12 protein-coding genes and 1 tRNA gene are annotated in these 13,907 nt (G+C 51.0%); 7 read left to right on the top strand and 6 right to left on the bottom strand.

The annotated features are described in order from the left end of the window. Nucleotide 1: 1 nt before the first annotated feature. A complete protein-coding gene (gene rfbB / locus FBF26_04700) occupies nucleotides 2-1,006 on the bottom strand; it encodes a dTDP-glucose 4,6-dehydratase (protein QJU10575.1) in 1,005 nt (334 codons plus the stop codon). A 44-nt stretch (nucleotides 1,007-1,050) separates the two neighbouring features. Between rfbB and FBF26_04695 the strand changes: the two genes are divergently transcribed. Continuing rightward, a complete protein-coding gene (locus FBF26_04695; protein ID QJU10526.1) occupies nucleotides 1,051-2,103 on the top strand; it encodes a mannose-1-phosphate guanyltransferase in 1,053 nt (350 codons plus the stop codon). Between the two features lie 75 nt (nucleotides 2,104-2,178). Here FBF26_04695 and FBF26_04690 read toward each other — a convergent pair whose 3' ends face one another. Genes FBF26_04690 through FBF26_04675 form a run of 4 tightly spaced genes read right to left on the bottom strand, consistent with a single transcriptional unit; the run spans nucleotide 2,179 to nucleotide 7,315 of the window. Then, complete coding sequence (locus tag FBF26_04690) at nucleotides 2,179-3,285, bottom strand: glycosyltransferase family 4 protein (protein QJU10525.1); 1,107 nt, start codon at nucleotides 3,283-3,285, stop codon at nucleotides 2,179-2,181. Continuing rightward, a complete protein-coding gene (locus tag FBF26_04685; GenBank protein QJU10524.1) occupies nucleotides 3,269-4,411 on the bottom strand; it encodes a glycosyltransferase family 4 protein in 1,143 nt (380 codons plus the stop codon). The genes FBF26_04690 and FBF26_04685 overlap by 17 nt, the downstream gene beginning before the upstream one ends. Further along, nucleotides 4,411-5,835 carry an exopolysaccharide biosynthesis polyprenyl glycosylphosphotransferase gene (locus FBF26_04680; GenBank protein QJU10523.1) on the bottom strand — a complete coding sequence of 475 codons (1,425 nt, stop codon included), beginning with the start codon at nucleotides 5,833-5,835 and terminating at the stop codon, nucleotides 4,411-4,413. Before FBF26_04680 ends, FBF26_04685 begins: the two co-directional genes overlap by 1 nt. Continuing rightward, nucleotides 5,819-7,315 (bottom strand): hypothetical protein, encoded by a 1,497-nt coding sequence (locus tag FBF26_04675; GenBank protein ID QJU10522.1) that lies wholly within the window; start codon nucleotides 7,313-7,315, stop codon nucleotides 5,819-5,821. The genes FBF26_04680 and FBF26_04675 overlap by 17 nt, the downstream gene beginning before the upstream one ends. A 45-nt stretch (nucleotides 7,316-7,360) precedes the next feature. On the opposite strand from FBF26_04675, the gene FBF26_04670 reads away from it, so the two are divergent. Both FBF26_04670 and FBF26_04665 read left to right on the top strand, forming a co-directional pair. Further along, the gene (locus FBF26_04670; GenBank protein ID QJU10521.1) at nucleotides 7,361-7,693 is read left to right on the top strand and encodes a hypothetical protein; all 333 of its coding nucleotides are present in this window, start codon (nucleotides 7,361-7,363) and stop codon (nucleotides 7,691-7,693) included. Nucleotides 7,694-7,734: 41 nt separating this feature from the next. Beyond that, a tRNA-Asn gene (locus FBF26_04665) sits at nucleotides 7,735-7,809 on the top strand. A gap of 110 nt (nucleotides 7,810-7,919) precedes the next feature. Here the strand turns inward: FBF26_04665 and FBF26_04660 are convergent. Next, the gene (locus FBF26_04660) at nucleotides 7,920-8,219 is read right to left on the bottom strand and encodes a GtrA family protein (protein ID QJU10520.1); all 300 of its coding nucleotides are present in this window, start codon (nucleotides 8,217-8,219) and stop codon (nucleotides 7,920-7,922) included. 126 nt (nucleotides 8,220-8,345) lie between these two features. Between FBF26_04660 and FBF26_04655 the strand changes: the two genes are divergently transcribed. The 4 genes from FBF26_04655 (at nucleotide 8,346) to FBF26_04640 (ending at nucleotide 13,654) form a co-directional block, all read left to right on the top strand. Then, on the top strand, nucleotides 8,346-9,422 hold the full coding sequence (locus tag FBF26_04655; protein QJU10519.1) for a TIGR02391 family protein: 1,077 nt from the start codon (nucleotides 8,346-8,348) through the stop codon (nucleotides 9,420-9,422). Nucleotides 9,423-9,625: 203 nt separating this feature from the next. Beyond that, the gene (locus tag FBF26_04650; protein ID QJU10518.1) at nucleotides 9,626-10,402 is read left to right on the top strand and encodes a hypothetical protein; all 777 of its coding nucleotides are present in this window, start codon (nucleotides 9,626-9,628) and stop codon (nucleotides 10,400-10,402) included. Between the two features lie 116 nt (nucleotides 10,403-10,518). Then, the gene (locus FBF26_04645; protein ID QJU10517.1) at nucleotides 10,519-13,242 is read left to right on the top strand and encodes a glycosyltransferase; all 2,724 of its coding nucleotides are present in this window, start codon (nucleotides 10,519-10,521) and stop codon (nucleotides 13,240-13,242) included. Nucleotides 13,243-13,261: 19 nt separating this feature from the next. Beyond that, nucleotides 13,262-13,654: a hypothetical protein gene (locus FBF26_04640; protein QJU10516.1), complete on the top strand. Its 393-nt coding sequence runs from the start codon at nucleotides 13,262-13,264 to the stop codon at nucleotides 13,652-13,654. The last annotated feature ends 253 nt before the right edge of the window (nucleotides 13,655-13,907 follow it).

Below are 13,907 nucleotides of genomic sequence, written 5' to 3'. Positions count from 1 at the left end.
TCTATTGCCCCTGCTTTGCATAAGCTGCCTCAACGGCCTCTTTTTGCGCTTTCCACCAATCTTCGTGATCGCGGTACCATTCAATGGTTTGCAGTAGACCGTCGTGCATGCCAGTTTGGTTATCGGTGTATTCAGGCCGCCAACCTAGTTCGCGGCGTAGTTTGCTGGAGTCCATGGCATAACGCATGTCGTGGCCGGGGCGGTCATTGACGTGCTCGTACCAATCTTTACCTTTACCCATCAGCTCGCAAATCAGTTCAATCACCATCTTGTTGTTGACGTGATCGTTGTCGGCACCAATGATGTAGGTGTCGCCCAGTTTGCCTTTTTCTAGGATGAGATGGACGGCAGCATTATGATCATCGACATGAATCCAGTCGCGAACTTGCTCGCCAGTGCCGTACAGCTTGGGCTTGATATCGCTCAAGATATTGGTGATTTGGCGCGGAATAAATTTTTCGATGTGTTGGTAGGGGCCGTAGTTGTTGGAACAATTGGAAATTGTCGCTTTGACATTGAAGCTGCGAACCCAAGCACGTACCAGCATATCGCTAGATGCTTTGGTGCTGGAGTAGGGGCTGGACGGATTGTACGGCGTATCTTCAGTGAAGCGGTTTGGATCGTCGAGTTCCAAGTCGCCAAACACTTCGTCGGTCGAGATGTGGTGTAGGCGCTTACCGTGCTTGCGGATAGCTTCAAGAATTGTGTAAGTACCGACCACGTTGGTTTCGACAAACGGCCGCGGGTTGCGCAGAGAATTATCATTATGGCTTTCGGCGGCGAAATGCACGATGATATCATTTTCAGCCACTAATTTATCCATCAACTCTGCGTCGCAAATATCACCTTCCACAAAGTCGATCTGGTCAGCCACTGGCTGTAAATTAGCGCGATTACCCGCATACGTTAGTTTGTCGATAACGGTGATGTCGTATTCTGGCTTATGTTTGACGGTATAATGCACAAAATTCGAGCCAATGAACCCCGCGCCTCCCGTGACTAGCATCTTTGTCATAGCCTCATTATACATGAGATGATGAATATTGTATAATGACCATTATGATTATCGTCATTATCGCCGGTGGCTCAGGCACGCGCCTCTGGCCACTCTCAACCTCCACTCAACCCAAACAACTATTAGCTCTCACATCAGAGCGCACCATGGTCCAACAAGCCTATGACCGGGCCAGAAAGCTTGGCGATACTATCTACGTGGTGACCGAGGCGAGCCACGCTGAGGCGCTGCGGGCGCAGCTGCCGGAGCTACCGGACGAGGCCTTTTTGATCGAGCCGGGACGGCGGGGGACGGCGCACTGTATCGTGTTGGCTCTGGATTATATCAATCGCCACCATGACCGGACTGAGCCGATTGCCTTTATTCATTCCGATCATAATGTACGTGACGTCCAGGGGTTTGCCCACTCGTTTGCTACAGCAGCGCGCATTTCTCGCGAGCGTGGTTGTATTACGCTTATTGGCATTGAGCCGACCTTCCCGTCAACTGGCTTTGGTTATATTCAGCGCGATGGGGTGATTGATGTTCAAGCGGGCGTCTATAATGTCGAGTCGTTCAAAGAGAAGCCTGATTACGAGACGGCGAAGCGGTATGTTGAGTCGGGAAATTATCTGTGGAATTGCGGCTACTTCGTTGGCTCAGTCGAGGTGTTTATGCGTGAAATGCAGCAGAGCGCTCCAGATTTGTGGTCGAACTATCAGACGCTGGCGTCAATTGCTGACTTTGGTAGCGAGGCCTATAATCACACATACCTGGCGCTAGATAATCAAGTGATCGATATCGCCCTGATCGAGAAGGCTCATAAACTAGCCATGGTATCGGCCAGCTTTGACTGGATGGACATCGGTAATTTCAAGGATCTACACGACGCGGTCGCCAAGGATGAGTCGGGTAATTACGCATACGGTGACAACATTCATACCATTGACGTCGCTAGTACCTATATTCGCAACGAGCAGCCGGATAAGCCGGTGGCGGTGATCGGCCTTGATAATGTAGTGGTGGTCAACACACCAGACGGTGTGTTGGTGGCGCGGCGAGATGTGGCTGCTAAGTGTGGTGACATCGCGAAGAAATTGCAAAAATAGCCCAGAAGTCCACGCAGCCTAAACGGTTATGACTACAGGCGTACGTGCCTAATGTGGATGGGCTGGGATTATGACCTATGAACTAGTGTCTTGGCGGCCGTACTGCTCATACACCGCCAACGTCTGCTCGGCCATCCGCTGCCACGAGAAAGTTTTGACGTGCTGTTTACCCTTCTTGATGAGGTCACGGCGTCGTTTCTCGTCAGTCAAAAGCTCATCAATTGCCCGCGCTATGTCCTCGACGCTATGCGGATCAAAGTAGTGAGCCGCCTCGCCATGCGTTTCTGGTAGGCAAGTGGCGGTGCTCGAGGCGACCGGTGCGCCGTGCAGCATGGCTTCGAGACCCGGCAGGCCAAAGCCCTCGCTCAGCGACGGGAAGCAATACACAGCCGTATGCTCGTACATCCAGCGCAGTTGCTCGTCCGACACAAAACCAGTGAAGATGACATTTGTCATGCCGCGTTCAGTAACATATGCCTCGTGGCGAGCGTAGTTACCGTCTTTTTTGCCAGCCAACGCCAGTATCAACTCAGGATGCTTCTGCTGTAGTAGTACAAATGCATCAATCAGCCGCCGCAAATTTTTATGCGGTGTCGGTCGGCCGATATACATGATGAACTTTTTTCCAACCAGCTCTTTGACCGGATCATTGCCCTTTGGTAGCTCGTCGGCGGACTCGAGTGTCACGGTAATCTTGTCTGGACTGACTCCGGTAAAATCCACCAAGTCGCGCTTCACAAACTCAGAAATAGTGATGATATGAGCTGATTTTCGAGCAACTTTTTTGTTGACCCATTTATAAATTTGCTGCTTCACCCAAAAGACTACCGGGTTCTTGTCGGGGTTGTTGAACCGAACGGTGGTGAGGTCTTGCATGGTGGTGACGACTGGGCTGGCGTGATAGCACACGGGCTGCTGAACCATTGCAAAATGCACGAGATCTGGGCGTAGCTCCTCCAGCTGTTTCTTAAAACCTCGTTGCTCGGCAAACGAAAATTCAGCAAATGGACAGGCGACTTTCTGAAAGCGCGAGTTATCGGCCTGCCAGCTGTCCATGTCCTTTGGCTTGAGTAAGATAATATAGTCATTTCTGTTGTCAATTTTTTGTAGATAGTGAATCAGCCGTTCGACGTAACGGCCGGTGCTTGTCCGCAATGTCCGAGCATCAATGGCGATGCGCATGAGTACCTCTCCTTTCGTTAGTCACAATTTTCTTTATAGCGAGTGTAAAGGCATGCTCGGCAAATGGTTTGGCGGAGGCGGCGATGGCCCGCGGCGAGACTCGCTGGTCGGGCAGTGTCTGGAGCGTTGCCACCAAGCTCTCAACGGTTTGCTCAGCAAAAAACCAGCCGTTCTTGCCGGGGCTGATATAATCCAGCGCGCCACCAGCTTGGTAGGCCACCACCGGCAGTCCAGCGGCCAAGGCCTCAACTGGTGCGACGCCAAAATCTTCGTGGGCGGTAAAGATAAATAAGTCGGCTTGTTGAATGGCGGCAGCCCGGGCCTCGTCACTGACGTAGCCAAGAAAGCGCGTCGATTCACCCGCCAACTTCTCCAGCCGCTCGCGATCAGGCCCATCGCCCATGATGTCGAGCGGCCAACCAAGCTGCTGGCAGGCCTGAATCACCAAGTCCAGCCGCTTCATCGGCACCAGGCGCCCCCATACCAGGCAGCGCGGTCGGTTAGGTAGCGTCACGGAGCGCGGCCTGGTTTTTGCGAGCGCCATAAACCTGGTTGTCTGCACCGGTGGAAAGACGACGATGCTGTCTCGGTCATAAAACTGCTTGATATCAGCCTGAATGGCGGTGGAATTGGCCAAAAAGACATCAACGTGCTGCGCCGCCTGATAATCACGCCGCCTGAGAGGTCGGACCAGTAGCCGCAGGCCCAGTCGCGCCAGCCACCGCGGTCGAAAGCTCGGCCGACGCAGGTATTCTTGGTAGTGCCGCCAATAAAAATGCGTCGGCGTATGACAATAGCAGATATGTCGTTGATCGGGGCGGGTTTGGATAAACTTGGCCTCACCATTACCAGAGCTGGAAATAATAATATCAAATTGCCCGAGATCCAGCCGCGCAAACCACCGCTGCCTGAGCACTGGCAGTAGTCGCCTGAGCTGGGCAAATGGCCAACGCTGCAAATACCCGGTCACTACCTTGTTATCAAGCTTCTCTCGCCACGTTCTCGAGCAGTACGAGGTATAAATCGGGGCGTCAGGATAGAGCTGATGTAGCGCCAAGACAACCTGCTCGGCGCCACCACCATACAACCAGTCGTGAACGATCGCGATGGTCGGCTGGGCGCGCATCACGACTCCTTCTTAAAGATGACCAGGCAGGTCTTGAGGAGGATGGTGATATCCAGCCACAAACTCCAGTTTTGCACATAATAGAGATCCAGCCGCCGCCGCTCTTCAAAGCCGATACTACGTCGCCCCGACACAACGGCCAGGCCAGTCAGGCCAGATTTGACCGTCAGCAGCGTGTGCTTTTTCTCGTAGTTACTCAGCTCGTGCGGCACCAGCGCCCGCGGCCCAACGAGGCTAATATCGCCCTTGATAACATTAAATAACTGCGGCAGCTCGTCGAGGCTAAACCGGCGAATGAAACGACCAACCGGCGTGACGCGAAAGTCGTGGTTGAGCCTATCACCGTTCTGGCGATACTCGTCGATCAGCTCTGGCTTGCCGATCATGGTGAACACTTCCTCGTCAGTCTTGCCGTCAAACTTGGCGTAGTGCGAGCGAAACTTATACACTTTGAACGGGCGATTAAACTGGGTCAAACGTCGCCGCTGCTGCCCATGCATCAGTACGGGGCCGCGCGGGTCGCCGAGCTTAACGGCGATGGCCACCAGTAGCATAATTGGCGAGGTGATAATAATGCCGATGGTCGCACCGATGAGATCCATCAGTCGTTTGACCACGCGTCCGTAGCCGGTAGCTAGCGGCGTTGGGTGAATGTATGCCAGCGGCACGGAATTGATAATCTCGACCGTATGGCGCGCCGTCATCAGGCCATCGAGGGCCGGTGCTTGATAAAAATCGAGATAGTGCTGCTCGGCCAAGTTATAGTGCGCTTCGCTGCGGGTGGTGTCGGTCTGGATAATGGCGTCAATTTTATCGCGAGTCAGCGCCGATGCCAGTGTCGAGCGCCGCAAACCCTTGAGTCGTGGCGGAATGAGCTCATCTTTGGATACAATAGCACTGAGGTGAAAGCCGGTTGAGGGGTGGGCACTGATAAATTCAGCTAGCGTCCGCGTCGATTCGGCATTGCCAACCAGCGCCACGCGCTTGATGCCAATGTTTTTGCGCAGCAGATGTAGCCTGACGATATTGGCAGCGCTACGCAGAATGAGCAAGATAATAAAGCTGATGATCAGCGCATAAATCACCACCATCTTGGCCGGAAATAGCGGTGTGTTGCTAAAGAAGCTAAAGGAAATCATCATCATAATGCCGCAAACTGCCGCCATGCCCAGCCGCCAAAACTCGCGCAGCGGATGAATGTAGTGCTCACGGTCGTATAGCCCAAAAAATGAGAACAAGACAACCCACAGCGGCAGCATTAGCACAATCGACGTGATAAACTCCAGTGCCCCGATTTGCACATGGAAGGGTCGCGTGTCGAGTGATACGCGCATGATGTATGCCGCCGTGAACGCACCAACTAGCGCCAGTACGTCCAGCCCGATCAACACCAATTTGAAGTAAAAATCAGAGTTCTTCTTCATGACCTTTGGGGTGATTATACAAGAAAATACCAATCCATGCAAGGCAATGTACCGAGTTGATCAAGCTGCCAAAAAACCAAAAGTGGATAGCGATAGCCGTCGTTAACAGTAAGGCAAATCGCCCCCACGGCTTTAGTAGCCATTGGCCGCTGCGCCATAGCGTGACGACGAGCAGCGCTAGTAGTGGTAGTATACCGACAACGCCGATATTACTCAGCAGCAACACGTAGAAAATATACACTGTATGATCGGTCGACACCGGTTGATGCAGCTGATGTTGGATAAAACTGCCGAGATTGCCAAGGCCAGTCCCAAAGAGTATGGTGCGCGGCCTTGACGCCCAGGCTCGGAGCGCCAGTCGAGCGGCGTCGAGTCGGTCATTAGCCGAAGCGGCGACGAAACCCGATGGCTGGAAATTGGCTGATGGTGCGAGCGGGTTTGGCTGGGTGGTGGGCGGTGACGGTGATGATTGCGGTGCCGTGGTCTCGTTGGTTGGTGGTGCTTGCGTGGCGGGTGGGTTGTCTGGCATAGTGGTAGTATTTTTTTGCGGTAATTTAATGCGGCCGAGCGACAGCTGGTCAAGCATGCTCACTGCAGTATTATAGGCAATGTGCGGCGTGTTGTGATAGCGAACCACCGCTGATACCAGCAGTAGAGTGCATCCAACCACAAACCCGGCCGTGATGATGCCGAGTTGACGCCACGTATCACGACGAATAGGCTCCACGGTGTCAATAGAACGAGACCCGCTTCTACACCGCTGCCACCAGCGGACGATACCATACACGATACCCGCACCAATTATCGCGATAAACGCGCCGCGCGAAAACGTCAGGCTGATTGCCACGCTGCTACCAAAAACGCTCCAGTCAGCCGGCCGCCGTCGCTCTCGCCAGCACAGTCCAACGAACAGGGCTGGCAGTAAGCTGCTTGCTAAAAATTGCGGCTCAGCGGCAAACAGATTGATCCTGACAAAGCCAAACACGCCAGCATGACAGCCCGAGCAGAGCGTACCAAACGCCGTTGGCTCAACGTGAGCAAAGATGAGCTGCAGCACCGCTAACACACCAAACACGATGCCGCTCCACAAGCCAATTGTCATGAGGCGCCGCCGATTGCCCGCCGATAGTGACCGGTACATCAGAGCAGCACATACCGCGGCCACCAGCAGCAATAAAAGCGATGCCGTATATAATGCGGTACGCGCTCGGACATAGGATAATAACAGCCCAACGATACTGGTGACAGCCAGCATACCAATACTCAGCCACCACCATCGCCCCCGAGGCCACAGTCGCTGGCGCACCATTATGCCAAGACCGCAGCCAACCACGCCGATCACCGCCACTTGATATAGTCCAATGCGGAATGATGGAAAATCGAGCATTGCCAGGCTGATGCTCGGCTGCAAGGACAGTGCGCCGCCAAACAGCACAATGGCCAGTAGCCACACATATATCGTCGATGATACTCGCTTCACCTCTTTAGTATAGCGCAAATAACTCGGGCGGGTTATACTAAAAGCATGCAACCAACGAAAAAGCAAAAAATACTGCTGGATTTCATCGATGGATTTATCAAGGGCAATGGCTATAGCCCGACGCTACGGGAAATTATGCGGGCGCTGGGGTATAAGTCGGTCTCAACGGTGGCCAAGCATGTCGATAATTTGGTGGCAGCCGGCATGCTCGATAAGCGTGATGGTGAGGTGCGGTCACTGGCGCTGTGCCTGTCGGAAAAAGAGGCGTGGTGGCAAAACTTGGTGAAGGAGATTAAGCAGCGGGAAGCGGTGGATGATGAGAAATCACGCCTGGAGGCAGCAATCTTGAAAAAAGCCCTGGCAATCGTCCGCCGGTAACTTTACAACCGCCATAAAACTCGCTATAATACGACAGGTATTCCGGGGTAGCTCAGCGGTAGAGCGGTTGGCTGTTAACCAATAGGCCGCGGGTTCGAACCCCGCCCCCGGAGCCATGAAAAGGCACTTCTACGGAGGTGTTTTTTCTTTGTTCCTTGAAATACAATTCGGTACCACACGAAATTCCACGCTGGGCTGACGCTAGTGGCGGCTAATTTTGCCACGCTCAAACCAAAGTGCTGGTTATCCCGAGCAGTTGGACGAGCAGCCATATGACGACTGGTTGCAAAACCCACAGGCCAGTGAGGGTGATGCCGATAAACTGAACAATTGGCTGGCGGTCGGTTTTGAAGGTGAAGCGTCTATTTAGAAAATAGCTGCAAATCATTCCTGCAGTGGTTGAAATGATGACGGCCAATAGTAGCGGTGCGGTGAGCCATATCAACAGAGTGTATATTGCGATGTCAATTGCGGTATTAAGAGCGTCGATGGCGGCAAAGGTGATGAGTTGCTTGCGAATAGTCATGTGGTGAGTATAGTGGATGGGGCTGTAAAAAGGCTGTAAAGAACTAAGACCTTCGACTATTTTAAAGTGTAATTCATGCTAAGTTATCGCTTTTCTGATTGATGTATAATCTAGGTGGAGATATGTATGAAAAATAGCGCACAAATACGGCTATTGAAAGCTCAGATTGATAAGATTGATGACCTTGAAAGGGTTGAAAACTATGATAATTATAAATTATGGCACATACAAACTAAGCTTTTGTTAAGAGATATATTAGGTGAAAAAGCTGAAGAAGTTCGGGAGTTCCATCTGCTCAGTGGTGAATATGGAGTTGTTATTAGCCCTAATCCTGATATTAATGCTAAGCGAAGGACCGAAGCTTATTTTAGAAATTTAAATAAGTGCCGCAGTCTCTTAATTGGTATTCTAGAATTTTTAAAGAGTAAAAAGGTGAGTAACACTGAGAAACCTACGAGCACTCAAGCTTTAGGGAATCTGCATAAAAATGTTAAACAAAAGTGCTCTAAACTGTACACAGACGGGCATTATCCAGAAGCTGTCGAAAAAAGTTTTAAGGTTGTTCGTGATAGACTCCGCGAGCTAACTACATACGAAACTGGATCTGAAGCATTTGGTAAAGGTGGTTTGTATATTAAAGGCGCGTCCGCAGAAAATGTTGACAATGATTTCCAGAGTGCCGTCAAATTCTTGACTATGGCTATTGATCGGTTTCGTAATGAAAAGAGCCATACATCAGATGGTAATATAAATGATCCAGTACGTGCCTATGAGTATCTCACGTTGAGCAGCTTAGCAATGCGTCTATTAGATAATAGTGAAGTGAGAAAGAAAAACGAACAGTCAAAAAGGCAAAATTTCAATAAAATTACGACTTTAAATCGTCAGCAAACAATTGCCTTAGATATACTACAAATGTTTATACTTAGGTTATTTGGGTCAATGACTGACCTTAGGGAGTTGGCAGTCGTTCGTCATATGGGCGGAAGCACAATACACCCCCTCGGTAGTGTAAGTAACCCCGAACTACTCAAAGAGCTTAATGATATAGATTCTGGAGAGCTTGAAGCTAACCTTGATGAGATGGTGTCGCTGGGTTTGCTAACACATGAATATAGCAGTCGAGGCACTCCTAAATACAAACTAGCAAAACGGGGGTGTGACATTATAAAACAACATCCCGAGCTAAGTACTGGGAGATGAACGTGCCGATATCTAGTGAAACATATATATGGGTAAAGATTACTACTCAGCCCAGTAATATAAATTTTTCAACGACAGTTTCCCTAAATGGCGAAAAGTGGAATGTTGCGTTTTCTAATAACTACATAAGGGCTGAGTCGCAAAAAACATATCCTCTCCCTCAGAATCATTCAATTAGTGACGATAGGGATATAGAAAATGTTATGAATCGTATTGTTGGACATATCAGGAATTTGGGCTACTTCAGTATGGAATTAGATATGAAATGGGGTTATGAGGGGGGTTATAGTGGGGTGTATGTTCATGCTGAAGGAGTAGATATTTTTCCTTCAATTCATCAGAATAGTTCAGTGAAGTACAGTAAATATAGTCTAGAGTTGGCAGAGCGAATAATAAAGGACATTGGAAGTAGTCGTAAAAAGGGTCTCAAGACAATGCTAAATTACTGGAGGAGAGCAAAAGAATTAGACAGTCTTGGTTTTGATTCAGAAGCTTATCTAAATTATTTTAAAGCCACAGAATGTCTATCTGAGCTTAATAACCCTCAATATAAGAAAATAGCTGAACGGTTTAGTCCTAGAGGAACACCACAGAAATCCTTATGTAAAAAATATAAAGCAAAAACAAAAGCAGACAAGAGGTGTTTAAACCGGCAAATATGTTTTGTTGCTAAAGCGCTCAGTGCCGCTGGAAGTGATTCACGCATAAAAAGAGGGCTTTTTGTGAAAGTGCTTGATATTGTGTACATGCGTCATCATTGGAATGTAGCTCATAAACTACTTCGTTCCAATCCATATGACAGTTATGATGCGATAGGTCAGCATAGTGATGAGTTCAGTCTTGTAATGATTGAAAATACTTATATTAGTATAATCACACAGCTTTTAGTGCTCCTTTATGTTAAACCTGGCCAATACGGGCTTTCCATGGATGGCAATATGCCCGTGATAGTATCCTTACCGGGAAAAGATAGGGTATGATCACTTTCTATACCCTTATCTTATAAGGGTTGGTATTTTTGAGAACCGTTAACGTGTTATTAAGTATAAAGTTTGTTTAAAGCAAAATTACAGACCCCTCATCTATAGTTGCTGGCATGACTATGAAAGCAGCAACCATACCCCAACCGCTGGCTCGGTCGCGACACCTCGCCGCTACTGAGAGCCAGCCGGCGTTTCGGGCGATTGCCCGTCCATTCATTGATGTTGTCGTGCCGGTGCTTAATGAGGAAAAAATCCTCCAGCAAAGTATCACGACGCTTGATGAGTATATGGCGAAACGCTTGCCGTATCGCTACCAAATCACCATCGCTGACAATGGCAGTCAGGACAAGACGCTGGAAATTGCCAAATGTTTGGCGGAAAAACACCAGTCAGTGCGGGTAGTGAGCCTAGCGGAGCGTGGTCGCGGGCGAGCGCTCAAACAGGTCTGGCAGAATAGCCCGGCTGACATTTTGACCTATATGGATGTTGATCTGTCGACTAGTCTAGATGATTTTCTACCGATGATTCAGCCGTTGGTGGCGGGCGAGGCTGGCGTGGCGATTGGCTCGCGACTGGCTCGGGGCGCCAAAACGATGCGTGGGCTGAAGCGGGAGTTCATCTCGCGGTGCTATAACAATATTATCAAATGGACGTCAGGTACTAAGTTTAGCGATGCGCAGTGTGGTTTCAAGGCGATCCGCCGGGATGTCGCTGCAAAATTCTTGCCGAAAATCAAAGACAATGAATGGTTTTTTGACACCGAATTGCTGATCAAAACCGAGCGAGCCGGTGTGCCGATTCACGAGCAACCAGTCACCTGGATTGAAGATACGGATAGCCGCGTGAAAATTGTGAAAACGGCTGTCGATGATCTGAAAGGACTGTACCGCGTCAACAGGGAACTGGACAAACGATCATGGTTGGAGAAGTGGACACTACCGGTGCTGTTGGCGCTGACTGGTGCGCTGTATTTGTTTGGCGCGCTCCATAATGGCATGGCGAATAGTTACTATGCAGCGGCGGTGCAGGCGGCCAGCCGGGATTGGACGGCGTGGCTGTTTGGTAGTTTGGATGCGGCCAATTATGTGTCGGTTGATAAGCCACCACTGGCGACGATGCTGATGGGACTAAGCGCTCGGTTGTTTGGTTTTTCGAGTTTCTCAATGTTGCTGCCAAGTGTGTTGGCGGGAGTTGGTTCGGTGTGGCTGGTGTACGGTGCGGTGAAACGGCAGTTCGGTTTCACCAGTGCTGTGATTGCTGGAGTGACACTGATGCTAACACCAGTGGCGGCGTTGATGTTTGGCTTCAATAACCCCGATGCGATTTTGACATTGATGCTGACCGCCAGTGGCTACGCGTTTTTACGCTCGCTGGAAGGGAAACGACCGCTGTTGTGGCTAGGTCTAGCGGGGCTATTCACGGGGCTGGCGTTTAACGCCAAGATGCTCCAAGGGCTGATGGTATTACCAGCGATGGCGGCGGTCTATTTGGTGTTTGCCAAGCCACCGATTGTGACGCGATTTTTGCATGTGATGTTTGCGGGTGTGATCACCACGATGTCAACGTTGTGGTGGAGCGTGCTGGTGTGGTTGACGCCAGCTGGTAGTCGGCCGTGGGTGGGTAGTACCAATGATAACAATATCTGGAGTTTGATTTTTGGCTATAACGGCTTTGGTCGACTGCTTGGTGGGCGTGGTGGAGGTGGTGGCCCGGGTGGTGGTGCGCCACCAAGTGGTGGAATAGGTGGTACTACAACACTTCAAACTGCTGGTAGTACCACGCAGACTATGGCAGATGGCGCCGGTATGATGCCGGGCGGAATGGGCGGCGGCCCTGGTGGCGGGCATGGTCCGGGTGGTACGGGCTTTGGTGGGCAAACGGGAATTTTCAGGATCTTTAACAATGATTTTGGGCCAAATATTGCTTGGTTGCTGGTCTTGGCGCTGGCGGGTGGTGGGCTGATGTTATGGATTTTGCGAAAAACACCCCGAACCAATCGTGGGCGAGCGGCAGTAATTTTCTGGATGCTGTGGCTGTTAATTCACATCGTGATTTTCAGCATGACTAGTGGTGTGATTCATCCGTACTACGTGGTGGTGATGGCGTCAGCGGTGGCGGCACTCGTCGGTATCAGCCTGCCGTTTCTGTGGGGCGCGTATACCAGACGTAAACCGTATGCGTGGCTACTGCCGGTGCTGGTTGGTGTGACGGCAGTGATAGCGGTGATTATCCTCGGTTACGCTGGCACGATGACGTGGCTGATATGGACGGTTGGGTTGCTGGGTCTTGCGGGGATGATTGGACTACTGGTAAATCTTTATGTGCCGCGGCAGTGGCTGCAAAACTTGGCGATTATCACTGCCATAGCCGCCTGCACGCTCGCCCCGATGGTGTATACATTAGCAACGGTCAATGTCGCGCACACTGGTAGTATCCCAACGGCTGGGCCGAATTCCACAGCGATGCGAGGGAGTAATAATGAAAGATCGCAAGCCGACAGCCAGTTGGTGCAGTATCTCGTAGAGCATCAACATGGAGCAACCTGGCTGGTAGCAGTAGCCAGCGCCAACGAATCAGCGGCAATTCAGCTGACGAGTGGCCAGTCAGTGATGGCGGTCGGTGGATTTAATGGTAGCGATACACCACTGACGCTGGAGCAATTTAAGCAACTAGTGAAGGCCGGCAAAGTTAGGTATTACGCCATCAGCTCACATGGCCGTGGTGGCGGCGGGCCAGGCGGCGGTAACAATGAAATCACGACATGGGTCAAACAGACTGGCACCGTCGTTAATTATGGAGGCAGCGATGTAACATTGTATGAATTATCGAGAGAGTAACGTAACGAAAGGAGAAATTATGGCAATTTCACAAACCAAGCAAGCACAACTCACCACACCAGAAGCGGTCTATGATCAGCCGCCTGCGCCGCGTCCAAACGGCACGAACTCTGGCAAGAACGGTTTAGGTGCCGGGGCAATTGCTGGGCTGACGATTGGCGGTGTGGTGGTCTGCGCGCTGAGCTTCGTCGTCGGTATGCAGGTCGGTGGCTCGCAAAACGGCATGAATAATCAAGCGGGCGGTCCGCCGGGCATGAGTCGAAGTCAAAATAGCCAGCAGGGCGGGCCGGGTGGACAAACGGGCGGCGCACCAGGCGGTAGCCAGAACCAGACTGGTCAAGGCTCCCAAACGCCAGCGACCAAGAATAATAACGGCACCGCGCAAAATAACCAAACCACGCCGTCGGGTTAAACCGACTCACCACAGCCGCCAACCACTAACACCACGCCGCAGACCAATTAGCTGGCGGCGAATAGTCATAAAGCAGCGCCTACTTCCTCGGGCGCTGCTTTTTCGTACGGTAATCTGGAAGGTGACCGCGGGCGCTACCTGGGTGATAGCAAGTTCTTGGCCTCGGCGCGCGGGTGAAACTAGCTATTGAGCAATATCCGCGCCGCAACCTTTTACAGCGAAATTACAGACCGTCTGGCTATCATATACTCAC

The sequence above is a fragment of the Candidatus Saccharibacteria bacterium oral taxon 488 genome (genome assembly GCA_013100825.1).
Lineage (GTDB): Bacteria > Patescibacteriota > Saccharimonadia > Saccharimonadales > Saccharimonadaceae > Nanosynbacter.
Note: the sequence above shows the minus strand (reverse complement) of the source record. Positions and strands in the feature narration are given on the sequence as shown.